Here is a 24,607-nt window from a genome sequence, read left to right as displayed (position 1 = left end):
GGGAGAGGACACGCGACATGGCCCTGATCGACCTCGACCATATCCGCCATTCCTATGGCCCGGCGCCGAAGTCGGAAGACGATTACGCGCTGAAGGAAGTTCATCACCGCTGGGATGACGGCGGCGCCTATGCCCTGCTCGGCCCGTCGGGCTGCGGCAAGACCACGCTGCTCAACATCATCTCAGGGCTGCTGCGGCCGTCGGAAGGCCGCATCCTGTTCGACGGCCGCGACGTCACCGGGCTGTCGACGGAAGAGCGCAACATCGCCCAGGTGTTCCAGTTCCCGGTGGTCTACGACACCATGACGGTCTATGACAACCTCGCCTTCCCGCTGCGCAATCGCGGCGTGCCCGAGCGCGAGGTCGATGCCAGGGTCCGCGAGATCCTGGAGATGATCGATCTGGCCGACCGGGCGAAGAAGAAGGCGCGCGGCCTGACTGCCGACCTGAAGCAGAAGATTTCGCTGGGCCGCGGCCTGGTGCGCAACGATGTCAGCGCCATCCTGTTCGACGAGCCGCTGACCGTGATCGATCCGCATATGAAGTGGATGCTGCGCACCCAGCTGAAGCAGCTGCACAAGCGCTTCGGCCACACCATGATCTACGTCACCCACGACCAGACCGAGGCACTGACCTTCGCCGACAAGGTGGTGGTGATGTATCAGGGCCAGATCGTGCAGATCGGCACGCCGGACGAGCTGTTCGAGCGCCCGGCCCATACCTTCGTCGGCTATTTCATCGGCTCGCCCGGCATGAACGTGCTGCCGGTGACGCTGGACGGGGCGACCGCGCGGCTGGGCACCCATGCGATCGGCATCGGCGCGGCACCGGCCACGAAGCCGGGTGCCAGGCTGGAACTGGGCGTGCGGCCCGAATTCGTCCGCCTGGGCCGCACCGGCCTGCCGGCCACGATCACCAAGGTCGAGGATATCGGCCGTCACCGCATCGTGCATGCCGATCTGGCCGGGCACGGGATCGCGGCCGTGGTGCCGGAAGACGGCGAGATTCCGGCCGAGGCGCGGATCACCTTCGACCCGCGCGGCATCAACCTCTATGCCGACGCCTGGCGCGTCGACACGGGAGCCTGAGCCCATGGAAAAGACCTGGAACAACAAGGCCTGGTTCATGGTGCTGCCGGTGCTGGTGCTGGTGGCCTTCTCGGCGGTGATCCCGCTGATGACCGTGGTCAATTATTCGGTGCAGGACACCTTCGGCAACAACGAGTTCTTCTGGGCCGGCACCGAGTGGTTCAAGGAGATTCTGCAGTCGCCGCGCTTCTGGGATTCGATGTTCCGGAACCTCGGCTTCTCGCTGCTGATCCTGGCGATCGAGGTGCCGCTCGGCATCCTGATCGCGCTCAACATGCCCAAGAAGGGCTGGGGCGTGCCCTTCTGCCTGGTCACCATGGCCCTGCCGCTGCTGGTGCCGTGGAACGTGGTCGGCACCATCTGGCAGGTCTTCGGCCGCGGCGATATCGGCCTTCTGGGCCATACGCTCGAATCGCTCGGCATCCCCTACAACTATGTGCAGGATCCGCTGTCGGCCTGGATCACCGTGGTGGTGATGGATGTCTGGCACTGGACCAGCCTGGTGGTGCTGCTGTGCTATGCCGGCCTGGTCTCGATCCCCGACGCCTATTACCAGGCGGCCAAGATCGACGGTGCCTCGCGCTGGGCGGTGTTCAAGTACATCCAGCTGCCCAAGATGCATCGCGTGCTGCTGATCGCCGTGCTGCTGCGCTTCATGGACAGCTTCATGATCTACACCGAGCCCTTCGTCGTCACCGGCGGCGGCCCCGGCAATTCGACGACCTTCATGTCGATCGATCTGGTGAAGATGGCGATCGGGCAGTTCGATCTGGGCCCCGCGGCCGCGATGTCGCTGGTCTACTTCCTGATCATCCTGCTGCTCTCGTGGGTGTTCTACACCGTCATGACCAATTACGACGCGAGGACGTGACATGACGACCTCCGCCATGCCCGCCACCCGCACCGACGCCCGGGACGAACAGCTGGCCCGCCGCATGCGCAAGCGGGGCACCAGGTCCCGCTGGTCCTGGCTGGTGCCGACCCTCTACATCATCTTTCTGATGCTGCCGCTCTACTGGCTGGTCAATATGAGCTTCAAGACCAACGAGGAGATCGTCTCCGGTCTGACGCTCTGGCCGGCGGAGCCGACGCTTCGGAACTATGAGATCATCTTTACCGATCCGTCCTGGTATTCGGGCTACCTCAACTCGATCACCTATGTGGTGATCAATATGGTGGTCTCGGTGGCGGTGGCCCTGCCGGCCGCCTATGCCTTCTCGCGCTACCGGTTCCTGGGCGACAAGCATCTGTTCTTCTGGCTGCTGACCAACCGCATGGCGCCGCCCGCCGTGTTCGCCCTGCCCTTCTTCCAGCTCTATTCGGCCTTCGGGCTGATCGATACCCATATCGCGGTCGCGCTGGCACACTGCCTGTTCAACGTGCCGCTGGCGGTGTGGATCCTGGAAGGCTTCATGTCGGGCGTGCCCAAAGAGATCGACGAGACCGCCTATATCGACGGCTACTCCTTCCCGCGCTTCTTCGGGAAGATCTTCCTGCCGCTCATCTCCAGCGGCATCGGCGTCGCGGCCTTCTTCTGCTTCATGTTCTCGTGGGTGGAACTCCTGCTGGCCCGCACGCTGACCACCGTCGATGCCAAGCCGATCGCCGCGACCATGACCCGGACCGTCTCGGCCTCGGGCATGGACTGGGGCCTGCTCGCCGCCGCCGGCGTGCTGACGCTGATCCCCGGCGCGCTCGTGATCTGGTTCGTCCGCAACTACATCGCCAAGGGCTTCGCCCTGGGCCGCGTCTGAGGGAGGCCGCACCGATGTCGTTCGACTTCTCGTGGATGGCCTGGACCTGGCCCACGATCATCTTCTTCGTCGTCATCGCCTGTCTGCTGCTGGGCATGGGTGTGTGGGAATACGCCCGCCCCGGGGGGGCGCCGAAGGTCGGCGTGCTGCGCTTCGAAACCACGCGCGGCGACCGCCTGTTCATCTCGCTGCTGGGCAGCGCCTTCATCCATCTGGGCTGGCTGGGACTTGCCGATGCCAGCCTGTGGTGGGCGACGGGGCTGTCGGTGATCTACGCATTCCTGGTGTTCCGCTTCGCCTGACCCCGCTGCCCGGGGTCCTGCACGGCGGATGATCCAAGACCAATCGACCTGAGACCAATCGAGGCTTGCTTCGAACGACGGATGCCCCGTGTCGGCATCCGCGGCTGATCAAGAGGGAGGTAGCTTATGCGGAAGCATCTGATGGCATCCACGGCAGCGCTGGCGCTGCTGCTGGCTGCCGGCCAGGCCTGGGCCGGGATGGAGGAGGCGAAAGCCTTCCTCGACAAGGAGATCGGCGATCAGTCGGTCCTGTCGCGTGCCGACCAGGAAAAGGAGATGCAGTGGTTCATCGATGCCGCGAAGCCGTTCGCCGGCATGGAGATCAAGGTCGTCTCGGAGACGATCACCACCCACGAATACGAAAGCAAGGTGCTGGCGCCGGCCTTCACGGCCATCACCGGCATCAAGCTGACCCACGACCTGATCCAGGAAGGTGACGTCGTCGAGAAGATCCAGACCCAGATGCAGACGGGTCAGAACCTCTACGACGCCTGGGTCAATGATTCGGACCTGATCGGCACCCATTGGCGCTATAAGCAGGTCCGCAACCTGACCGACTGGATGACCGGCGAAGGCAAGGACGTCACCAATCCGGGCCTCGACATCGACGACTTCATGGGCAAGTCGTTCACCACCGCCCCGGACGGCAAGCTCTACCAGCTGCCCGACCAGCAGTTCGCGAACCTCTACTGGTTCCGCTACGACTGGTTCAGCGACCCCAAGATCAAGGAAGAGTTCAAGGCCAAGTACGGCTACGATCTGGGCGTGCCGGTCAACTGGTCTGCCTATGAGGACATCGCCGAGTTCTTTACCGGCCGCGAGATCGACGGCCGCAAGATCTATGGCCACATGGACTACGGCAAAAAAGACCCGTCGCTGGGCTGGCGCTTCACCGACGCCTGGCTGTCGATGGCCGGCAATGGCGACAAGGGCCTGCCCAACGGCATTCCGGTCGACGAATGGGGCATCCGCGTCAACGAGAAGAGCCAGCCGGTCGGCTCCTGCGTTGCCCGCGGCGGCGACACCAACGGCCCGGCGGCGGTGTACTCCATCCAGAAGTATCTGGACTGGATGAAGGCCTATGCGCCGCCGGAGGCCCAGGGCATGACCTTCTCGGAATCCGGCCCGGTGCCGGCCCAGGGTCACATCGCCCAGCAGATCTTCTGGTACACCGCCTTCACCGCCGACATGGTGAAGAAGGGCCTGCCGGTGGTGAACGAGGACGGTACGCCCAAGTGGCGCATGGCCCCCTCGCCGCACGGCGTGTACTGGAAGGAAGGCATGAAGCTCGGCTATCAGGACACCGGTTCCTGGACGCTGATGACCTCTACCCCCACCGACCGCGCCAAGGCCGCCTGGCTCTATGCGCAGTTCGTGACCTCCAAGACCGTCGACGTGAAGAAGAGCCATGTCGGTCTGACCTTCATCCGCGACTCGTCCGTCCGCCACGAGAGCTTCACCAAGCGCGCCCCGGAACTGGGCGGCCTGGTCGAGTTCTACCGCTCGCCGGCCCGTGTGCAGTGGACGCCGACCGGCACCAACGTGCCCGACTATCCGAAGCTGGCCCAGCTGTGGTGGCAGGCGATCGGCGATGCGTCCTCGGGCGCCAAGACCGCGCAGGCTGCCATGGATTCGCTCTGCGCCGAGCAGGAGAAGGTCATGAGCCGGCTGGAGCGCGCCGGCGTGCAGGGTGAGTTCGGCCCCAAGCTGAACCCCGAACATGACCTCGCCTACTGGAACGAGCAGGCGAAGAAGAACGGCACCATCGCGCCGCAGCTGAAGATCGAGAACGAAAAGGAAAAGCCCCAGACCGTCAACTATGACGAGCTGGTGAAGAGCTGGGCGGACGCCAACGCGAAGCAGTGATGCGCGCGTGACCGCCGGACCGATGCATCGCCTTCGGGGGAAGGGGGTGTGACGGAGAGGGGGCCATCCGGAGGGGTGGCCCCCTTTTTTCGGGTCAATGCCTGGTCATCCGACGACGAAGCCATGGGCGAAGGGATCGCGGTCGTCGATGAAGATCGTGTTGATGCCGGTCATGCGCGCCCAGCCGGCGATCGAGGGGATGATGGCATCACGCCCGGTAACCGTGGCCGCCGCTTCCACCCGGCCGTTGAACAGCGAGCCGATGATCGATTCATGGACGAAATCATCGCCGACCTTCAGCCTGCCCTTCGCGACGAGCTGCGCCATGCGCGCCGACGTACCGGTGCCGCAGGGCGAGCGGTCGATCGCCTTCTCGCCATAGAAGACGGCATTGCGCGCATGGGCCTCCGGCCGGGTCGGCGCCCCTGTCCACAGGATGTGGCTGAGGCCGCGGATCCCGGCATGCTCCGGATGGACGACCTCGTATTTTTCATTGAGCGCGGCCCTGAGCTTCGGGCTCCAGCCGATCAGCTCTCCGGCGGTGTGGTCGGCCATGTCGCGGAAGGCTTTCTGCGGCTCGACGATGGCGTAGAAATTGCCGCCATAGGCGATGTCGACGACAACCTCGCCCAGCCCCTCGACCTCGACGGTCAGACCTTCGGCGTAGAGAAAAGCGGGCACGTTGGTGAGGCGTACCTCTTCCACGAAGCGCCCCTCCTGCCGGTAGGTGATGTCGACCTTGCCGGCCGGCGCGTCGACCGACAGCCGGCCCGGCTCCCGCGGGGTGATCAGGCCGTTCTCTACACCCATGGTGATGGTGCCGATGGTGCCATGGCCGCACATGGGCAGGCAGCCGGAGGTCTCGATGAACAGGATCGCGACATCACAATCGGGCCGGGTCGGCGGATAGAGGATCGCGCCCGACATCATGTCGTGGCCGCGCGGCTCGTACATCAGCCCGGTGCGGATCCAGTCGTACTCCCTGACGAAATGCGCGCGCTTTTCAAGCATGGTCGCGCCCTCAAGACGCGGGCCGCCGCCGGAGACGAGGCGGACGGGATTGCCGCAGGTATGCCCGTCGATGCAGGAGAAGGTGAAACAGGCCATGGCGTTCACTCTGTCAGAAGCGGTGGGGCGAAAAGGGCGTGAGGTCGATCGGCGGTCGTTCATCGGTCAGCAGGTCGGCGACCAGCCGCGCGGTCCCGGCCGATTGGGTGAGGCCGAGATGGCCGTGGCCGAAGGCATAGATCACGCGCGGTTGGCTGCCCGCCCGGCCGATCGCCGGCAGGCTGTCGGGCAGGGACGGCCGGAAGCCCATCCATTCCACGCCCCCCCGGGCGGCAAGCCCGGGCAGAAAGGCCTGCGCCTTCATGAGCATGGCCCGCGAGCGCCGGTAGTCGGGCGGCAGGTCCAGCCCGCCGAGTTCGACCGCGCCGCCGACGCGGATGCCGGTGGACAGGCGGCTGACCACGAAGCCATGCCCGCCGAAGGTGATCTGGGTTCTGAGATCAAAGGCGCCGGGCGGCAGGGTGGTGTTGTAGCCGCGCTCGGTTTCAAGCGGGACGACGTCGCCGAGGGTGCGGGCGATGCGGTGCGAGAAGGCACCCGCGGCAAGCACCACCCGGGCCGCGGGCCGCGACGCCCCGTCGGCCGTCACGATCCCGATACCCGCCGCATCGGGCCGGAGTGCCGTAACCTCTGCCCGCTCGATCCGGCCACCCCGCTCCCGGACATGATCGGCAAGCGCCAGGGTGTAGAGCCTGGGGTCGGCGATGGAGTACCAGCCGGGGGTGAAGGTTCCATGGGTGAAGCGCGACGAGAGCCCCGGCTGGATCGCCGCCATCCCCGCCGCATCGAGATGGTGGAAGTCGATGCCATGGCGCTCGCGTGCCGCCCAGCCGGGCCGCGCGGCTTCGAATTCCGCCCGGCCTTCATAGACCTGAAGGTTGCCGTCCTTGCGCAACATGGCGCGCGTGCCGGTCTGTTGCAGGAAAGGTTCCAGCTCGGCCCTGGACAGATCCATCAGGGCCGCCTGCGCATCGGTGGCGGCGGCGACGCGCGCGGGCGCACAGGCCCGCCAGAAACGGTACATCCAGGGCGCGATCTTGAGCGCATAGGCCGGCGGCACCGAGAGCGGCCCAAGCGGATCGAGCAGCCATCGGGGCGCCTTGCGCAGGATGCCGGGCGAGGCGAGCGGGAGAATATCGGTGAAGGCGAAGGCGCCGGCATTGCCGGCCGAGGCACCGGCCGCCGGCCCCTCGCGGTCGAGCACCGTGACCGCAAAGCCCCGTGCCTGAATGGCAATCGCCGCAGAGAGGCCGATCACCCCCGCCCCGATGACGACGACCTCCGGCGCCGTCATCAGCGCACACTCCCCAGAAAGGCCTGCGTCTCCGGCCGCCGGGGGGCGCCGAAGATCTGATCCGGGGCGCCGATCTCTGCCAATACGCCCTGATGAAAGAAGGCCACCCGGTCCGAGACGTCACGCGCGAAGGCCATTTCATGGGTGACGCAGATCATCGTCATCCCCTCTTCGGCCAGCATCCTGAGGGTGTCGAGCACCTCCCCCACCAGCATGGGATCGAGCGCCGAGGTGACCTCGTCGAACAGCATGTATTCAGGCGACATGGCGAGTGCGCGGGCGATGGCCATGCGCTGCTGCTGCCCCCCGGACATGCGGTTCGGATAGACCGACAGCTTCTCCCCGAGGCCCACATGGGTGAGCTGCCGCACCGCAATCTCCTCCGCCTGCTGCCGGGAGAGACCCAGAACCTTGCGCGGCGCCAGCATCACATTCTCCAGCACCGTCAGATGCGGGAAGGCATTCCATTGCTGGAAGACGATCCCGACCTTGCGGCGCAGCCGGTTCAGATCCGTCGTCCGGGCATGAACCTCGGTGCCGTCGATGCGGATCACGCCCGCATTGATCGGCTCCAGACCGTTGATGCAGGTCAGAAGCGTGGATTTGCCCGAGCCCGACCCGCCGATGATCGTCACCACCTCGCCCTTGTCGACGGCGAGGTCGATGCCCTTCAGCACCTCCAGACTGCCGAAAGACTTCCGGACGTTCTTTATCTCAATCATGGGGGGACCACCGTCTTTCGAGATAGCCGCCGAGCCGGGCGATCGGGAAGCTGATGATGAAATAGATGACGCCGCAGATCAGCAGAATGAACAGCGGTTCCTGCAGGCGGGTTACCAGGATCTGCGAGGCGCGCAGCAGCTCGATCAGGCCGAGCCACAACACCAGCGCCGAATCCTTCATCACCCCCAGCGTCAGGCCGATCCAGGCCGGAAGCGACACCCGTACCGCCAGCGGTGCCACGATATGGCGCATATCCTGCCACCAGGTCATCCCCAGCGAGCGGCTGGCGCGACGGGTGGTGGCCGGCACGGCATCGATGCCGCCGCGGACGATTTCGGCGCAACAGGCGGCGGTGTAGAGGGACAGCACCACGCAGGAGGTGGTGAAAGGCGGCCAGCCCAGCTTCGCGATCGACTGCAGGGCATTGCCCAGCACCAGCTGGATCAGCAGCGGAACCGATCTGAAGATGTCCAGGAAGACCATCAGGGGTATGGACCAGACGGGCCCGGCCTGAAAGCGGATCACACCGAAGACAATGCCCATGACCGTTCCGGCCGCCACCGAGACGCCGGTCACGGCCAGGGTCATAAGGGCCCCCTGGCCGAGGAAGGCCAGGTCGCCCCAGGTGAGGGCGGTATCGAACATGCCCTGCCCTCCTAATACCGGAACAGGCGCCAGGCGAGCGCCCGGGCGGCCAGGGTCACGAATTTGGCGATCAGGTAGTAGATCACCGCGGCGATCGCGAAGAATTCGAAGGTCCGGAAGGATCGCGCGTTCAGCTCCTGCGTCACCCCGGCCAGGTCCATGTTCATCCCGACCGTCACGCCCAGCGACGTCATCAGAATCGCCCAGATCATCTGATTGGTCGCGGGAAGGTAGCCGATGCGCAGCATCTGCGGCAGCACGATGAACAGGAAGGTCTGCACCGGGGTCATGCCGAGAGAACGGCCGGTGCGCGTCTGTGTCTCCGGGATCGCCTTCAGCGCCCCGCGGAAATTCTCGGCCAGATAGCCTGCATTGTTGAAGGCGATGCCGGCCAGAAGGGCCGCATAGGGGCTGAGATGGATGCCGAAATTGCCCAGGCCGAAATGCGCCATATAGATCTGAAACAGCGCCGGCGTGTTACGGGCGATTTCGACCCAGACCGCCGCCACCGCCGACAGCAGCCGGTTGCCGGACAGGCGAAAGGCCGTCAACGCGATGGCACAGACCAGACCGATCGCCATCGACAGCACGGCGATCTGAAGCGTGACCAGCGCGCCGTCGAGCATCTGCGGCAGCGCCTTGAGCGCCTGATTCCAATGGAAAGTATAGGTGAACATGCCCGTCTCCCGTTCCAGAAGCAGGTCATCTTCCTGAAGGAAGCGGCGGCGCCGGCCCTGGCCGGCGCCGTACCGGAAACGGGTCCGTCAGCGATAGACGCTGCCGACGGTAAGATCCGGCGCCGCACCGCCCACCCATTTTTCGTAGAGTTCGGCATAGCGACCGGTGCGGACCTGCTGATTGATGAACAGGTTCAGATAGTTGATCAGGCCGTATTCCTCGCGGTTGGTGAACAGCGCGACGTAATCGGTGTCGAAGGGCGCGCTGCCCACCACCGACAGCCCGGCGAACCTGCCCGACTTCACATTGGCCTGTGCCACGGTCGAGGTGGAGACCGTGGCGTCGATCTGGCCCTGGGCCAGCGCCAGGAAAACGTCGGCCTGCGTCTGATAGGGGCGGAAGGACCCGCTGCCCCAGGCCTTCACCTGGTTCTCCAGAGCGATGGCCTCGTAAGTGCCGGCGGTGGCCCCCACCACCTTGCCCTTCATGCCCTCGAACGACGTCACACCCGATCCGGCATTCGCCGTGACCACCATCTCGAAGGCGAAATAGGGGATGGTCATGCCCACGGTCTTCGCCCGTTCCAGCGTGTCCGAGGTCGAGGCGACACCAACATCGACGCGGCCCGACATCAGGGCCGGAATCCGCTCGGGAAAGGGCGTCTCGACGATCTCGGCCTCCACGCCCAGGGCCTTCGCCAGATCCTTGCAATAGTCGACATCGAAGCCGATCGGCGTGTTGTTCGCATCGCGCGCACCCATCGGCGGGAAGTCCAGCACCACCGCGCAGCGCAGCGTACCCGAGCCGATGATGTCATCCAGCTTGTCCGCCTGCGCCGTGCCCCCCAGGGCGGTCGCGGCCATCAGTCCGAGAGCGAAAATTGAAGCCTTGTTCACTGTTGTCTCCCATCAGCAGTGATCCTCGCCGGCGAAGGCCCCTCCCACGCCGAACGGCGAAAACCCCCTATTCAGGATACAAGAAAAATACAAAAAATATATATGCTTCGAGAAAAAATCCGGCTGGCAGAACAGGCACTTGTCCCGCATCGCCGGATAGACGGCGCGTCCGCGCCACCCCGCCCCGGCTGCGACATGCCCACAAAAAAGGCCCTCCGGAGGGAGGGCCGTTCGCAGGCAGGGCGGCTCCGCCTTACGCCTTGTATGTCTGTACGGCACCCGGAAGCCGGCTCCACGCCGCATACCAGGTGTCGAACAGTTTCAGCTGGGTGGTGACGTAGCGGCGCTGGCTTTCGGTGAGTTCATCGGTTTCGTTGAAGTGCAGCGCGTATTCCGGATTGCCCTTCAGAACCATCATATACTTGAAGTACAGAACCAGATCCGGCCCCTCGTCGAACGAGGACAGCACGCCGAGTGCCGATTCCAGCTCCAGCGCGCGCTGCCGGGCATCGGGATCGCCTTTGGCGGCGGCCTGGGCAAGATTGCTGAGGTGCAGCACTTCCTTGGGCAGGACGCAGCCGATGCCGGTAATGGCACCGGTGGCGCCGCAGTTCACGAAGCCATGGAACACGCAGGTATCGACGCCGATCATCAGCGAAACGTCGTCGTCGCAGCTGGTGATGGTCTCGGCCGCATAGCGCATGTCGTCGGGGCCACCGAATTCCTTGAAGCCGACGAGATTGGGATGTTCGGCCCGCAGGGCGAAGAACAGATCGGCGCGCGTGGCGAAGCCGTAATAGGGGCTGTTATAGATCACCGCCGGCAGATCAGGGGCCGCGGACAGAATGGCCTTGAAGTGGTTCCGCTGCGCCGCGACGACCGTGCCGCGTGAAAGCACGCGCGGAATGACCATCAGCCCCTGCGCGCCCACCCTCTGCGCATGGGCGGCATGCGCCACCGCAGAGGCGGTGTTCACCGCGCCGGTGCCGGCAATGACCGGGATCCCGGCCTGAACCAGGCGCTCGACGCCTTCCATGCGCTGCGCATCCGTCAGAAGCGGCCAGTCGCCCATGGAGCCGCAATAGACCACGGCGGACATGCCGGCATCGATCAGCTCCCGGGCCTTGCGCACCAGCCCGTCGAAATCCGGCGTCCGGGCGGGCGTGCAGGGGGTCATCAGGGCGGGGATCACACCGGAGAAAATCGTCGCCTTCACCTTCGTCTCCTTCCAGCCGTTCGGTCGGGCAGTCCGCCGGCAGGACGCAGCTGTCCTCCCCCTCTGCCATCACCGTGATAGCAGTTTGCATTTTTCTTGTCGACAAACAAAATACAAATATCAGAGCGGGATATCGAGCCCGCCATTGCGGCTGAACAGCTTCTGCACCTGGGCCACGATCTGCTCGGCATGGGCCCGGCCCAGCTGGTCGGCCCGCTCGACGTCACGCGCTTCGATCGTGGCGATCATCTCGGCATGCTCATCCACGAAGCGCTGCGGAAACTGCTCTTCATAGGACCGGTAGTAGAGACGCAGGATGCGCCGCCCCTCGTCGAGCAGCTTGCGGAACAGGCCGGTGAAATACGGGTTGCGGCCGGCTTCGGCGATGGCGGCGTGGAAGGCGGCATTGGTGGCGATCATCGCCAGGGCGTCGCGCGCCTCCACGGCCGCCGCGTATTCCTGGTGATGACGGCGGATGGCGGGCAGATCTTCCGGCCGATGGTTCTGTGCGGCCAGCCGCGTCGTCACCCGATACATCAGCACCAGGGCATCGAAGAAGGTGCTGAGGTTGAGAAAATCGATGTTCGACACCATGGTCGACCGATTCGGAAGCGTCTCGATCAACCCCTCGCCGGCCAGGCGGACAAGCGCCTCGCGGATCGGCGTGCGCGACATCTTGAACCGCTCCGCCAGCTGCACCTCGTCCACCGGGCTGCCCGGCGCAAGTTTCAGATCGAGAATTTCATCGCGCAGAAGGTCATAGACCATCTTGACGCCGGAGCCGCGTCGGCGTTCGGGCAGTGCAGTGGGCTTCGGGTCGGCCATCGATCTTCCCCGTGCTGGCACATAAGAGACGGCCGCGAGGGGCCTGTTTTCGGGATTGGATGCTACGGTACGGCCCCCCGGCTGGAAAGACCGGGTGGCGGAAAAGATGCGCCAGCCCCGCACCGCCTCTTTATTGCGACTGACTTGCATTCTCACAACAGGAAGCCCATCCTTCGGCTGCGCGACCGCCAGCCCGGAGAGACCGCCATGACCACGCCCGCCCCCTCTGTCGACACACCGTCCGACGGCGCCCCCGTCATCACCCCGCGCGGCCGGGAGCTGCGCCTGGATGCCGCCCTGCCCTTCGATGCCGAAGATCATGGCCGGCGGCTGCTGCGCACCGCGCGGTTCGGCACGCTGTCGACGCTCGACCCGGAAAGCGGCTATCCCTATGGCGCGGCCACCAATCTGGCGACCGATCACGACGGCAGCCCGGTCTTCATCATGGCCGGGCTGGCGCTGCATGCGCGCAATCTGGCGGCCGATCCGCGCGCCGCGCTGACCCTGATCGAGCCCGGGCTTGCCGATGTGCTGGGGGGCGTGCGGATGACCATCGTCGGCCGGGTGGTGCCGGTGACCGAGACGGCCCGGCTGGAGGCCGTCCGTCGGCGCTATCTGGCCCGGCACCCGAAGACGAAGCTGTACATGACCCTGCCCGATATCGGCCTCTACCGGCTGGAGATGGCGGATCTGCGCGTGTCCGGCGGCCCCCGCCGCAATGCGGGCGAGCCGCAGGTGGCGCATTTCCTGACCGATCTCTCAGGGGCCGAAGCCCTGCTCGCCGCCGAGGCCGAAGAGGTCGAGCGCCTGAACGGCCCCTGGGGCGAGGATCTGCCCGGGCGGCTGGCCCGGCTGCATGGCGGCAGCGATGCCGGACGCTGGCGGGCGGCTGGCATCGACCCCGAGGGCATCGACCTCACCTCTCCCCAAGGCGATCTGCGCATCCGCTTCCCCCGCCGGGTGACCGACCCCCAGGCGATGCGATCGGCGCTGGCAGCGCTGGTCCGGCCGGTGATCGTGGGCGGCGGCAGATGAGGCGCCGGAACATCAGCCCACCGACAACGCCAGAATGCGGCTGATCCGGGTGAGATCGAAGCCGGTTTCCGCCTGCCAGCGGTCCAGGGCGGCCTGGACCGCGGCGAAATCCCTGGCCGAAGACGGGGCTTTCGAAACGACATCGGCGGCGATCAGCGCCTTGACCACGTCATCGGAACAGATCAGCGACGGCACGCCCATCCGGCGCAGCAGCAGCTGGCCGGTCTTGCCGCCCAGACGGTCGCCGCGCATCTTCAGTTCGCGCACCAGCTCCATATAGCGCCCGGCCGGGAAGGTCAGGATCCAGGCCGCGACCGAGCCATGGCTGCGGGCGAGGTCTGAGAAGAAGGCGGCATTGCCGCCGACCGAGCGCAGCTTGGCGGCGTTGCGCACGATACCGGGCGCCGCCATCAGCCGGTCGAGATCGTCATCCGACATCAGCGATCAGCGGCCGGGATCGAAGCCCTCGAAGGCCGCCTCGAAATCCGGCCAGCGGCGATCGATCGCCGCCCAGTCGAACCCGGCCTGGAAGATCACCCGGGTCGCCTCGGCCAGGAAGCGGTCGTCGGGCACGGCGCGCAGCTCGTCTGGGGTGCGCGCCGTCCAGGGGGTGGCGGCAAGGCGGGCCTCCAGCGCTTCCGCCCCGCCATGATGGCGGGCGGCGCGGTCCAGCACCCCGGCGAAAGATGTCATGGCGTCCTCCGGATGGATGTCGTCGTCACGCCGCCTGATCATGCACCCGTTCAAGGCCCAGCGTCTCGATGATCCGGTCGCGCAGCCAGGCCGCCGCCGGGTCGCGATCCAGCCGCACCGGCCAGACCATGCGCACCGGCGGGAAAACCAGATCCAGCGGCACCGGCGACACGGTCAGGCCAAGCGCCGGCGCGAATCGCCGGGCGACGCGGGTCGAGATGGTGGCGATCACCGGCGCCTCGACCGCAGCCGACAGCACGGTCAGGAAATCCGGCGCCGCCATCACGACGTCCAGATCGGTGCGGATCCGCTCCAGCGCATCCTGCACGCAGCCGTGCAGGCTCTCGCTCTGCGAAACCACGGCATGCCGGCCGGCCAGATAGGCATCCAGCCCGACCGGCACGGTCAGCGCCAGCAGCCGCGGATTGAAGCAGCACGACACGCCCGCGGGGAAGAGGTCGAGCCCGCGATGCCGGCTGGCCGGTTCCAGCGAGCAGCCGACCGCAAGATCGATCACCCCGGTGTCGATCATCGCCTCGACCTGGGTGGAGGGGGCCATGCGGGCATGCAGGCGGATGCCGGGTGCCTCCGCCGTCAGGCGGGCGGTGAGCGCGGGAAGAAGCAGCAGTTCCAGCTCGCTGGACATGCCGAGGCGGAAGATGCGGCGTTCGGTTTCGGGGCGGAAACTTTCGCGCGCGCCCAGCGCCGCCTGGGCCTGGGTCAGGGCCGCACGCACCGGTGCGGCCACGGCGATGGCACGGGCCGTGGGCTGCATCACCTGTCCCACCCGCACGAACAGCTCGTCCTGCAAAAGCATGCGCAGGGTAGAAAGCGCGTGGCTCATCGCCGGCTGGCCGATCTTCAGCCGCCGGGCGGCGCGGGTGACGCTGCCCTCTTCCATCAGGGCGTCGAAGGCGACCAGAAGGTTGAGGTCGAAGGCGCGCAGATTGAAATGGTCGATACTCTCCATGATCCGCATCGATTTGATTGCTGACCTGACCATAGATACCTGAAGCGGCGTCCGGGGCAAGCCTGTCCCGATGATCACGGAGACCTCTTCCCATGTCGAAGACCCCCCTTGCCGCCTCCCTCGCTTTCGCCGGCCTGCTCGGCCTCTCGATCCTTGCCGGTCCGGCCGCGGCGGACGAGGCCCTGCCCGCCCCCTATCAGCTCGATATCGGCCGGATCAGTGTCACCGCCCTGTCCGATGGTCAGATCCCGGTGCCGCTGGCCGACATCATGCGCGGCGAACCCAGGCCGCAGATCGAAGCGGCGCTGGCCCGCGCCGGTAAACGGTCGCCGGTGACGCTGGCGGTGAATACCTATCTGGTCGCCATGCCCGATGGCCGGCTGGTGCTGATCGACACCGGCACTGGCGATCTGCTGGGGCCGCGCCTCGGCCATCTGGCCGAAAGCCTGAAGGCCGCCGGCCACACGCCGGACGAGATCGACGACATCGTGTTGACCCATATCCATGCCGACCATTCGGGCGGGCTGACCCGCAACGGCAAGGCGGTGTTCCCGAAGGCGCGGCTGCATGTGGCGGAGCGCGACGCCGCCTATTGGCTGAGCGACGAGGCCCGCGCCGCCGCCCCCGAGGCCGCCCGGCGCGGCTTCGACGAAGCGATCGCCATGACGGCCCCCTATCGCGAGACCGGGCGCTTCACAACCTTCGCCGACGGCGCCGACCCGGTGCCGGGGCTGCAGTCGATCCTGCGCGCCGGCCATACCCCGGGCCATTCCTCGATCGTGGTCAGCGATCAGGGCGAAAAGCTGGTGGTCTGGGGCGACATCACCCATGGCGAATTCGTCCAGTTCGCCGAGCCCGAGGTCACCATCGACTTCGACGTCGACCAGGACGCCGCCCGCCAGAGCCGCCTGGCGGCGATGGAAGACGCCGCCGCCAAGGGCTATCTGGTGGCCGGCGCCCATATCACCTTCCCCGGCATCGGCCGGGTGACGCCGGGCAGCGACGGTGCGGCCTATGGCTGGGAGCCGGTCGGCCGCTGAACCGGTCAGGGCTGGTCGCGCCCGAACAGCGCCACCAGCCCGTCGGAAAGCACCCCCTGCCAGGCGACGTAGTCATGGCCGGTGGCGTATTCGCGATGGCGCACCCAGACGCCCTTCGCCATCAGCACATCGCGCAGATGGCGGTTGGTGTCGAGGATCGAGGCCGTCACCCCGTCGCCGGAGGTCTCGTAGATCCCGGCGGCAAGAAAGACGCGGAGCGGCGGCGGCATGGTCGCCGCCGCAACCCGCCCGGCCACCCATTCCCGCCCGGTCTCGGGCGTGCCGGGAGGGCTCCACCAGAACGAGCCGGACATGGCCAGCACATTGCCGAACGCCTCCGGATGGCGGAGTGCCGCGGTCATCGCGGCCAGGCCTCCGAAGCTCGATCCCGAGAGTACGGTGCGGGCCGGGTGGGGGGTGAAACCGGCCGTGCTGCGCAGCATGGGCAACAGCTCTTCGGCGAGCATGTCGGCGAAATCCGGATTGCCCGGCAGTTCGCGGCCGCGGGTGTCCTGGTCCAGGCTGTCGACCAGCACCGCCACCACCGGCGGGATCACCCCGGCGGCGATCATCGCATCCAGGATCCGCGGCACCGGCACCTTCCGCTGATACTCGCGGCCGTCGAACAGGATCAGCAGCACGGTATCGGCCCGCGCCGGATCAAACCCGGCCGGACGGTAGAGGGTGATGTCGCGGGTATTGCCGAGCCTGCGGCTGGCCAGCCGCAGGCGATCCAGCCGGCCATGCGGCACGGAGGCGTCGGCATCGGCCCAGGGCTGGGCCGGCGCATCATCCAGCACCAGCAGGGACTCGCGCGCCCAGATATCGGGGGCATCCGCCGGCCAGGGATGGCGGTTGAGCGGATCGGCCGCCGCCGTCGCCAGCACCGCCACCCGGCGTTCGCGCGCCGTGCCGTCGAATTCGGGCACATCCGGCGCCAGCTGATAGGCGAGCCGCGTCTCCGAGGGCAGGAGATAGCTTCGGTACCAGACATCGGAGAGACCCAGACGCTCCAGCTCGTCATGACCGGTGCCGGGGCCGCCGAACAGGCGGACATTGCGGCGGGCACCGCGGGCGAGGAAGGTCACGATCCGCCGGTCGGGGCGGTCGGCGGGCTCGACCAGCGGCGTGCCGCGCCGGGCCATTTCGGCCCAGAAGCCGGCGGTATCGCCGCCGCGGGCGAGATCGCGGGCAAGGGCTGCAATGGTCGGGCTCGGCAGTTCCGGTTCGGGCGCCCGTTGCAGGGCGGCCGGGATCGGCGGGTCCAGGTCGATCCGCCAGCGTCCGGCCTCGACCGCACGGAGCCGCAGCCGTTCATCCGCAGCCCCCACGACATGGTGGAAGCTGCCGGCGGTCGGGATGCTGCTGCCGAGATGGCGGAGGGGGACGCCCGCGCCATCGACCAGATCGAGATCGAAGCGGCCGCTTTCGACGGTCAGACGACCGCGGAGATAATCGCCCGGCGCCGCCCCGAGGTGGACCAGCGCGGTCCCGCCGGTGGCGAGCGTGCCGCCGGTCTCGCGCGCCCCGGTCTCGCGCATCCCGGCCGCATCGGCGGCCGGGGTGGCGAGCAGAACCAGAAGGGGAAGCATGAGGGTGAGTGCCCGACGGATCATCGGCCGGCTCACCAGCGCTTCTTCAGGGTGGCGACCACGGTCCGCCCCTCGCCGTAGAAGCAGGCATAAGCGCTGGCGCAGGAGGCGACATAGGTCTCGTCGGTCAGGTTCTTGGCATTGACCTGCACCGACACGCCCTGCCAGCTGCCACCCAGGGCCGAAAAATCGTAGCTGGCCGAGGCGTCGAACAGGGTCACGGCCGGCACCTCGAAACTATTGGTGTTGTTGCCCTGGCTTGTGCCGATATAGCGCGCGCCTGCGCCGAGACCGAGCCCCTGCACGGCGCCCTCCGTGAAGCGGTAATCGGCCCAGAGCGACGCGGTATGGGCGGGCACCCGCGCGGGCGTCCGGCCGATCTCGGCCGCGGTCACCGAATCCTCGATGGTCGAGTCGATATAGGAATAGCTCGCCACCATCGAGAGATTCTCGTCCAGCTCGGCCTTGGCCGACAGCTCCAGCCCCTGATTATGAACCTCGCCGACCTGGGAATAGACCGACCGGCCGAGATTGGAATCCCAGGCACTCATCACCACGTCCTTCTGGCGCAGATCATAGACCGCGGCAGTCAGCAGCAGGCCGGTGCCCTCGGGCGCGTATTTGACGCCGAGTTCGACCTGCCGGGCGGTGGTGGGGTCGAAGGCAGGCGCACCCGCTTCGGGGGCGTAAAGCGACGGCTCGAACGAGGTGGAATACGAGACGTAAGGCGCGATGCCGTTGGCGAAAGTGTAGAGCGCACCCACGCGCCAGGTGAGCGCATTGTCGTCGTAGGCATAGGACAGATCGTTGAAATTGTCATCGATATCGGTCGAGGCGCGATCATACCGCAGACCGGCCAGCAGGCTGAAGCCGCCGATATCGATCTGGTCCTGCAGATAAAGCCCGAACTGCTCCGCCGTCAGATCCTGATCGTCGGTGGTGGTGAGATCGAGGGACGAGAAATCGAAACCGCCATAGACCGGGTTGGCGACGTCGATCGACGGCACATTGCGGTTGCGGCCCCAGGTGTAGTCGCGGGTGCGGTGACGATAATCCAGCCCGGCGAGCAGGGTATGCGCGGCAAGGCCGGTGGCGACGCGGTATTCGGCCTGGTTGTCGACCGTGATCTGCCGCCAGTCATCAGTACCGCCGGTCAGGCTGCGGCTGAAGATGGTGTCGGCCCCGGTGGTCGGGCTGGCACTGGCGCTGCCATAGATCAGGCTATGGTGCGTCACCTCAACCTGATGATAGCGGGCGTTCTGGCGCAGGGTCAGCGCATCCGAGACCGCATGCTCCAGCTGATAGCCGATCCAGATCTGTTCGCGCTCGAATTTCTCGAACCCGGTGTCCGAGACGAAGAAATCGCGCGGGACATAGCCATAGCCCGGGATCGGCGTGATGGTACCGGCCGCATCCAGGAAGTTGCGATAGCCGGCATCGGGCTCGTTCTGATAGCCGCCGAGGATGGTGAGGCTGGTGGCCTCGTGATCGGTCCAGCGCAGCGAGGGTGCCACCGCGAAGGCGCGGCGTTCGGCGCCGTCTTCCTGAAGATCGCGATTGACCCCGGTGACGGCCAGCCGGCCGGCCCAGCGGCCATCGGTCGTCAGCCGGTCCGACAGGTCGAAGGCGGCGCCATAGTGATTGCCGGTGCCGATCGAGACCTCGGTTTCGTAGAGGGGCATGTCGGTCGGCGTCTTGCTGACCATGTTGACCAGCCCGCCCGGATTGGCCTGGCCGTAGAGTACCGAGGACGGGCCGCCCAGCAGTTCCACCCGTTCCAGCAGATAGGGCTCGATCTTGGCGTAAGAGAGATCGCCGCCCAGGAACAGCCCGTCGAGATATTTTGGTGCGTAATAGAAGCCGCGAACGAAAATCTCGTCGCGCAGGTTGGAAGCTCCGCGATACTCGGCGAAGACGCCGGGGGTGTAGCGCAGCGCCTCGGCGACGCTTTCGACCTTCTGGTCCTGCATCTGTTCCCGGCTGACGACCGACACGCTCTGCGGCGTCTTTGCGATCGGGCTGTCGGTCTTGGTGCCGGTGCGGCTCTGCCGGGCGACATAGCCGCCGACCGGGCCGGTGCCGTTCTCGGTCCCGCGCTCTTCCACCCTCAGGGCATCGAGCGGAACCGCGTCTTCCGCCGCGGCCGGCCCTGCGGCCAGAAGTGCTGCCCAGGACACGGAAAACGCCCATTTTCCCGCCAGTGCCCGATACGCCATGCGTGCCATCCGTTTTTCTCCGACATACGCGAACGCCCTTCCGCCCCCTGCCAGGGCGGTGGAAGTCCATTGACTTTCCGATGTTTAGGGCTAGGGTGTCGGAGCTGTCGTGCGACATGACCTCTTCAAAAGCGGCAAAGATCTGCGCGGGCACGATGGCAGCGTCGTGAGGACACCTGAACCGACCGTGATCAAGGTGTTCACATGCAGGAAACCGTGCCCGCCCTGGGCATTCCCAACGATCTGTTCGTCGGCACGATGACCGGCCTTGCGACCTGCACGCCCGACGAGGAGCTGCATCAGGTCTGGCCGAAATTCATGGTGATCGTGCTGTTGCAGGGCGCGCAGCATTTCGTGATGGACGGCGAGCATTTCCGCCTGGATGCCGGCGATGCCGACATCTCGGTGCCGCAGCTCTTCATGCTCAACGTCGCCCGGCCCTGCCTGGTCCGCTTCGTGAACGACAGCGATGTGGCGATGCGCAAGGTGATGGTCTCAGCACCCCTGCCCTGGGTGCAGGATCTGATGCGCAGCTGCCCCGAAGACGGCATGCCGGCGCTGCGCCGCTTTTTCGCCGGCCATCTGAACCGGTTCAGCTTCGAACCCGGCCGGGCGCTGATCCAGTTGGCGGAGCGTATCCTGGAGCCGCCGGCGGCGATGCAGGGCGAATTGCGCACGCTCTATCGCAAGTCGAACGCGCTCCAGCTGATGTGCGAAGCCTGCCTGCACATGCTGGACACGACCGACACGGAAGCGCCGAAGCCGGTGGAAATGAACCGCCGCCAGATCGCCCGCATCCACGACCATATTCTTGAGAATCTGGCCCGGCCGCTGACCGTCGAGGGGATCGCCCGCGAAATGGGCCTCAGCACCTCGTCGATCCAGCGCCATTTCAAGGAACATCTGGGGATGACGGTCTATGAATTCATCCGCCTGAAACGGCTGGAAGCCGCCCGGGCCGCGCTTGAACGCGACGGCGTGCCGATCGCCCAGGCGGCCTGGATTGCCGGCTATACCAGCCCGACCAGCTTCACCGCCGCGTTCAAGAAGACCTACGGCCTGCCGCCGAAACATCATCGGGCATGAGGCCGTTTCCGGGCGTCGCGGCCTGTGTAAACCGCGGCGCCCGCTTTTCGACGAACGCGGTCAGCCCTTCGAGCAGATCGGGGCCGCGGGCATAGTCCAGCAGGGCGCGGACCTCGGTCGCCAGCGCGTCGTCCAGGCTGCGATCGCGGGCGCGGGCATGCAGGGCCTTGATCCGGGCGATGCCGTCGGCGCTGTGGCGGGCGATGGTTTCGGCCACCTGCTGGACATGGGTCTCCAGCGCATCGTCGGCGAGCACGGCGTTGACCAGGCCATGGGCGGCGAGTTCGCGCGGATCGGCAAGACGGCCGGTCAGCAGCAGTTCGCTCGCCACATTGAAGGGCAGCCGCCGCGACAGCCGGGCGGTGGAGCCGCCGCCGGGCATCACGCCGAACTTCACATGGCCGTCGCCGATCCGCGCGCTTTCCGCCGCATAGACCAGATCGGCGGTCAGCATCAGCTCCAGCCCGCCGGCGACGGTGACGCCGTTGACGGCTGCGATCACCGGACGGCGGAACTGCTCGATCCTGGTGAACAGCGCCCGGCCGCGTTCCAGATAGGTGTCGAAGGTATCGAGCGTGCCGCTGCCCACCAGCCGCTGGAACAACGCCAGATCGCCACCGGCCGAAAAGGCCGGCCCGGAGCCGGTGATGACCATCACCCGGAACCCCGGATCGGCCTCCACGGCGTCGATGGCACGGGCAAGACCCTGGACCAGCGCTTCCGACATGGCGTTGCGCTTCCCGGCCATGTTCATCCGCACCCAGGCAACCGGCCCGCGGCGCTCCAGCAGCACGGCGCCTTCGGCGAAACCGCCGACATAACCATTGGTTGAGACGTCGGTCGCGGGTCCGGATGCGGTGGTCATGGGGCGGGATCTCCTTTGAGCTGGCCGCGACTGTTGAGCAGGGCTTCGACATCATGGCGCTTGATCTTGCCGGTGGTCGACCGGGGGAAATCGTCATAGTCCAGGAAGACCACCGCTTTCGGCAGCTTGTACCGGGCGAGCCGGCCATGCAAGCGGCCGAGCACGTCTTCGCGCGTCACGTGGGGGGCGGCCGCGACCACGGCGACCGGCACTTCGCCCCAGCGCGCATCGGGCGCGCGCACCACCACCGCCTCGCGGATGTCGGACCCGGCCAGGATCAGCCGTTCGATCTCGGCCGGATAGACGTTCTCGCCCCCCGACTTGATCAGGTATTTGCGCCGGTCGACGAAATCCAGGCTGCCGTCTGGGTTGCGGACGAACATGTCGCCCATATGGAACCAGCCGCCGCGGAAATCCTCGGCGGTGGCGTCGGGATTGTTCCAATAGCCCGAGAACAGCGAGGGGGAGCGGATGGTCGCCTCGCCCGGCGTGCCGTCGGGCACTTCGGCATCGTTCCAGTCGACCAGCCGCACGGCACAGCCGGCGCTCTGACGCTTGGAGAGCCCGGCGGGCCATTCCCCCACCCCGATCACCGCGGCCGAGGCGGGGGCGGCCCCGGTTTCCGTCGATCCGAAACTGTTGAGATAGGGCGCGTTCAGGGCCTGGGTCACCGCCTGGATCTGGGCGAGCGGAACCAGATCGGCCATGCAGCCCATCACCATCACATCGGGCGCGATCGGGCCCGCCGCCGCCAGATGGCGCAGGAAATCCTCGATCATGCCGGGCATCAGCACCAGCCAGCCGATCTTTTCACGCGCCACCACCCGGATGATCGCCTCCGGATCGTAGCCGTCGACCACCGTCACCTTGCCGCCGCGGATCAGCGTGCCCAGAACCTGATCGGCCGAGACCATGTGGAAGAGCGGCGCCCAGGCGACGAAGCCGCGCCCGGGCGGGATGGCGTGGTCGATCGCCATCACCTGCGCCCGGGCGATCTCGGCGCGATGGCTGATCAGCGCGCCCTTGGGCAGGCCGGTGGTGCCGCTGGTATAAAGGATGACCAGCCCGCTTTCGGGCCCGGTGACCGCGGGCAGATCCGGCACCGGCCCGGTGGTGGCAATCGCCTCGAATTCCGGACCGAAGCGCAGTTGCGGCAGATCGTCGACCCCGGCGGCATCCAGCAGGCCGGTATGGCGCGGGCTCGCCACGATCAGCCCGGGTTCGACCAGCCGCAGGCAATGGGCGACCTCGGGCGGTGCCAGACGCCAGTTGATCGCGGCCAGGATCGTGCCGCTCATCGCGGCTGCGAGCAGCAGTTCGACGTATTCGGTGCGGTTTTCGGCCAGCACCGCGAAACGGTCGCCCGGCTTCAGCCCGGCCGGACCGGTCAGCCAGAAGGCAAGGCGCGACACCCGGGCGAACAGCTCGCCATAGCTGAACGCCACCGCCCCGCCGGCATCGGCAAGCGCCGGTGCCTGGGGGGTGGCGCGGGCCTGGCGCGCGAACAGCAGGTCGATGGTGAGGCCGCCCGCGGCGGTCACCTCCGGCAGGACGGGAGAGGACGGCGTGTCGGTGGTCATCGGGCAGCCTCCGGGGGGCGATGTCAGCCGGCGCAGGATTTCAGCTTCGCGACATCGGGCAGTTTGGAGAGATTGCGCCCCATGGCGAAATCCCCGGCCATGCCGCGCCATTCGGCATAGTCTGCCATGTATTCGACCTGAGAGGCGGCGATCTTCGCAAAGAGCGGGTTGGCGCAGGCCTCGTCGACCAGGGCCTGGTTGGAAATCTCCTGCAGCTTCGCCACGTCCTCGGCCGGCAGCTGAACGACTTCGGTGCCGGCCTCCTTGAACCTGCGCACCGCCTCGACCGCATCATGCTCGTAATAGGCGATCGACCACGAGAGCGTGGCATCGGCGGCGATCTTCAGCCTGGTCTGCACCTCTTCGGGCAGTTCGTCCCAGAATTTCTTGTTGATCATCACCCCGCTCATCGAGCCCGGCTGGTGCCAGCCCGGGGTCATCCAGTATTTGGAGACCTCCTGCAGCCCCATGCCCCAGTCGACGCCGGGGCCGGAGAATTCGGCGGCATCCACCACGCCGCGCTCCAGCGCCTGATAGACCTCGCCGCCGGCGATCTGGGTCTGGGCGGCGCCCAGCCGCTTCAGGATCTCGCCCTGGGCGCGGCCGGACATGCGGATGCGCTTGCCGTCCATATCGGCGAGCGTCGGGATCGGATTGCGGCCGCGCAGCCCCGATTCCATCGAGACCACGGCATAGGGCAGATAGACCATGCCGAACTGGCCATAGGCCTCCTGGAAGGCCTCGAACCCGCCCCACTGCTTGGTCCAGAGGATGTAATCGGCGGCGGTGAACAGCATGGGATAGCTGCCGAGCAGGCCGAAGGCCGAATTCTTGCCCGCCCAATAGCCCGGCCAGTCGGCCGAGGCCTGGACGGTGTTGCTCTGCACCGCATCGAAGACCTGGGTCGGCGGCACCAGCGTGCCGCCCTCGAAGAACTCGATCTTGAGCGCATCACCGGTGATCGCATTGGCGATCTCGACGAATTTCTTGTCGCCCTCCATCAGGTTGATGCCGCTGGTCCAGGTGGTGGTCATGCGCATGGTGGCATCGGCCGCAAGGGCCGTACCGGCTGCGAGCGTCAGGCCGGCCGCGAGACCGGCGACCCTGGCGATCCCGGATATGGCGATACTGGGCATGGTGTCTCCTCCGCGCCGTCCGTTCATGCGGACGTGTCT

24 protein-coding genes are annotated in these 24,607 nt (G+C 66.7%); 8 read left to right on the top strand and 16 right to left on the bottom strand.

The window, feature by feature from the left end; all coding sequences use genetic code 11:
* Window positions 1-17 precede the first annotated feature (17 nt).
* The 5 genes from P7L68_RS00425 to P7L68_RS00405 all read left to right on the top strand — a co-directional run bounded on the left by P7L68_RS00425 (window position 18) and on the right by P7L68_RS00405 (window position 5,010).
* A complete protein-coding gene (locus tag P7L68_RS00425) occupies window positions 18-1,088 on the top strand; it encodes an ABC transporter ATP-binding protein (RefSeq protein ID WP_371999029.1) in 1,071 nt (356 codons plus the stop codon).
* A 4-nt stretch (window positions 1,089-1,092) separates the two neighbouring features.
* Entirely contained in the window at window positions 1,093-1,959 is an 867-nt protein-coding gene (locus P7L68_RS00420) for a carbohydrate ABC transporter permease (protein ID WP_371999028.1), read from the top strand.
* 1 nt (window position 1,960) lies between these two features.
* Complete coding sequence (locus tag P7L68_RS00415) at window positions 1,961-2,842, top strand: carbohydrate ABC transporter permease (protein ID WP_371999027.1); 882 nt, start codon at window positions 1,961-1,963, stop codon at window positions 2,840-2,842.
* A 14-nt stretch (window positions 2,843-2,856) separates the two neighbouring features.
* Window positions 2,857-3,144 carry a DUF2160 domain-containing protein gene (locus tag P7L68_RS00410; RefSeq protein WP_371999026.1) on the top strand — a complete coding sequence of 96 codons (288 nt, stop codon included), beginning with the start codon at window positions 2,857-2,859 and terminating at the stop codon, window positions 3,142-3,144.
* A gap of 126 nt (window positions 3,145-3,270) precedes the next feature.
* Window positions 3,271-5,010: an ABC transporter substrate-binding protein gene (locus tag P7L68_RS00405; RefSeq protein ID WP_371999025.1), complete on the top strand. Its 1,740-nt coding sequence runs from the start codon at window positions 3,271-3,273 to the stop codon at window positions 5,008-5,010.
* Between the two features lie 105 nt (window positions 5,011-5,115).
* Here P7L68_RS00405 and P7L68_RS00400 read toward each other — a convergent pair whose 3' ends face one another.
* From P7L68_RS00400 to P7L68_RS00365, 8 genes are all read right to left on the bottom strand, one after another.
* Window positions 5,116-6,117 carry a 4-hydroxyproline epimerase gene (locus tag P7L68_RS00400; protein ID WP_371999024.1) on the bottom strand — a complete coding sequence of 334 codons (1,002 nt, stop codon included), beginning with the start codon at window positions 6,115-6,117 and terminating at the stop codon, window positions 5,116-5,118.
* 13 nt (window positions 6,118-6,130) lie between these two features.
* Entirely contained in the window at window positions 6,131-7,372 is a 1,242-nt protein-coding gene (locus P7L68_RS00395; RefSeq protein WP_371999023.1) for an NAD(P)/FAD-dependent oxidoreductase, read from the bottom strand.
* Window positions 7,372-8,094 (bottom strand): amino acid ABC transporter ATP-binding protein, encoded by a 723-nt coding sequence (locus tag P7L68_RS00390; RefSeq protein ID WP_371999022.1) that lies wholly within the window; start codon window positions 8,092-8,094, stop codon window positions 7,372-7,374. The genes P7L68_RS00395 and P7L68_RS00390 overlap by 1 nt, the downstream gene beginning before the upstream one ends.
* Window positions 8,087-8,740: an amino acid ABC transporter permease gene (locus P7L68_RS00385; protein WP_371999021.1), complete on the bottom strand. Its 654-nt coding sequence runs from the start codon at window positions 8,738-8,740 to the stop codon at window positions 8,087-8,089. Before P7L68_RS00385 ends, P7L68_RS00390 begins: the two co-directional genes overlap by 8 nt.
* A gap of 11 nt (window positions 8,741-8,751) precedes the next feature.
* Window positions 8,752-9,417 (bottom strand): amino acid ABC transporter permease, encoded by a 666-nt coding sequence (locus P7L68_RS00380; RefSeq protein WP_371999020.1) that lies wholly within the window; start codon window positions 9,415-9,417, stop codon window positions 8,752-8,754.
* An 87-nt stretch (window positions 9,418-9,504) separates the two neighbouring features.
* Window positions 9,505-10,281, bottom strand: coding sequence for a transporter substrate-binding domain-containing protein (locus P7L68_RS00375; protein ID WP_371999250.1), 777 nt, complete (start codon window positions 10,279-10,281; stop codon window positions 9,505-9,507).
* 286 nt (window positions 10,282-10,567) lie between these two features.
* A complete protein-coding gene (locus tag P7L68_RS00370) occupies window positions 10,568-11,530 on the bottom strand; it encodes a dihydrodipicolinate synthase family protein (RefSeq protein WP_371999019.1) in 963 nt (320 codons plus the stop codon).
* A gap of 120 nt (window positions 11,531-11,650) precedes the next feature.
* Window positions 11,651-12,355, bottom strand: coding sequence for a GntR family transcriptional regulator (locus P7L68_RS00365; protein WP_371999018.1), 705 nt, complete (start codon window positions 12,353-12,355; stop codon window positions 11,651-11,653).
* Between the two features lie 207 nt (window positions 12,356-12,562).
* Between P7L68_RS00365 and P7L68_RS00360 the strand changes: the two genes are divergently transcribed.
* Window positions 12,563-13,390 carry a HugZ family protein gene (locus tag P7L68_RS00360; protein WP_371999017.1) on the top strand — a complete coding sequence of 276 codons (828 nt, stop codon included), beginning with the start codon at window positions 12,563-12,565 and terminating at the stop codon, window positions 13,388-13,390.
* Window positions 13,391-13,402: 12 nt separating this feature from the next.
* On the opposite strand, the gene P7L68_RS00355 is transcribed toward P7L68_RS00360, so the two are convergent.
* The 3 genes from P7L68_RS00355 to P7L68_RS00345 are packed head-to-tail and all read right to left on the bottom strand — an operon-like array spanning window position 13,403 to window position 15,053.
* Window positions 13,403-13,828 (bottom strand): DNA-3-methyladenine glycosylase I, encoded by a 426-nt coding sequence (locus P7L68_RS00355; protein ID WP_371999016.1) that lies wholly within the window; start codon window positions 13,826-13,828, stop codon window positions 13,403-13,405.
* Window positions 13,829-13,834: 6 nt separating this feature from the next.
* Entirely contained in the window at window positions 13,835-14,083 is a 249-nt protein-coding gene (locus P7L68_RS00350) for a hypothetical protein (RefSeq protein ID WP_371999015.1), read from the bottom strand.
* A gap of 25 nt (window positions 14,084-14,108) precedes the next feature.
* Complete coding sequence (locus tag P7L68_RS00345; protein ID WP_371999014.1) at window positions 14,109-15,053, bottom strand: LysR family transcriptional regulator; 945 nt, start codon at window positions 15,051-15,053, stop codon at window positions 14,109-14,111.
* Between the two features lie 92 nt (window positions 15,054-15,145).
* Between P7L68_RS00345 and P7L68_RS00340 the strand changes: the two genes are divergently transcribed.
* Window positions 15,146-16,093, top strand: a complete 948-nt coding sequence (locus tag P7L68_RS00340) for an MBL fold metallo-hydrolase (RefSeq protein ID WP_371999013.1) — start codon at window positions 15,146-15,148, stop codon at window positions 16,091-16,093.
* Window positions 16,094-16,098: 5 nt separating this feature from the next.
* Here P7L68_RS00340 and fes read toward each other — a convergent pair whose 3' ends face one another.
* Together fes and P7L68_RS00330 are read right to left on the bottom strand one after the other, a co-directional pair.
* Window positions 16,099-17,721, bottom strand: coding sequence for an enterochelin esterase (gene fes, locus P7L68_RS00335; protein ID WP_371999012.1), 1,623 nt, complete (start codon window positions 17,719-17,721; stop codon window positions 16,099-16,101).
* Complete coding sequence (locus tag P7L68_RS00330; protein ID WP_371999011.1) at window positions 17,718-19,910, bottom strand: TonB-dependent siderophore receptor; 2,193 nt, start codon at window positions 19,908-19,910, stop codon at window positions 17,718-17,720. The genes fes and P7L68_RS00330 overlap by 4 nt, the downstream gene beginning before the upstream one ends.
* Window positions 19,911-20,105: 195 nt before the next feature.
* Here P7L68_RS00330 and P7L68_RS00325 point away from each other — a divergent pair, with 195 nt between their 5' ends.
* Window positions 20,106-20,987, top strand: coding sequence for a helix-turn-helix domain-containing protein (locus tag P7L68_RS00325; protein WP_371999010.1), 882 nt, complete (start codon window positions 20,106-20,108; stop codon window positions 20,985-20,987).
* Here the strand turns inward: P7L68_RS00325 and P7L68_RS00320 are convergent.
* The 3 genes from P7L68_RS00320 to dctP are packed head-to-tail and all read right to left on the bottom strand — an operon-like array spanning window position 20,944 to window position 24,568.
* Window positions 20,944-21,852, bottom strand: a complete 909-nt coding sequence (locus P7L68_RS00320; RefSeq protein ID WP_371999009.1) for an enoyl-CoA hydratase/isomerase family protein — start codon at window positions 21,850-21,852, stop codon at window positions 20,944-20,946. The genes P7L68_RS00325 and P7L68_RS00320 overlap by 44 nt on opposite strands.
* A complete protein-coding gene (locus tag P7L68_RS00315; RefSeq protein ID WP_371999008.1) occupies window positions 21,849-23,432 on the bottom strand; it encodes a class I adenylate-forming enzyme family protein in 1,584 nt (527 codons plus the stop codon). Before P7L68_RS00315 ends, P7L68_RS00320 begins: the two co-directional genes overlap by 4 nt.
* A gap of 23 nt (window positions 23,433-23,455) precedes the next feature.
* A complete protein-coding gene (dctP, locus tag P7L68_RS00310; RefSeq protein ID WP_371999007.1) occupies window positions 23,456-24,568 on the bottom strand; it encodes a TRAP transporter substrate-binding protein DctP in 1,113 nt (370 codons plus the stop codon).
* Between the last annotated feature and the right edge of the window lie 39 nt (window positions 24,569-24,607).

Source organism: Tistrella mobilis (assembly GCF_041468085.1).
Classification (GTDB): Bacteria; Pseudomonadota; Alphaproteobacteria; order Tistrellales; family Tistrellaceae; genus Tistrella; species Tistrella mobilis_A.
Note: the sequence above shows the minus strand (reverse complement) of the source record. Positions and strands in the feature narration are given on the sequence as shown.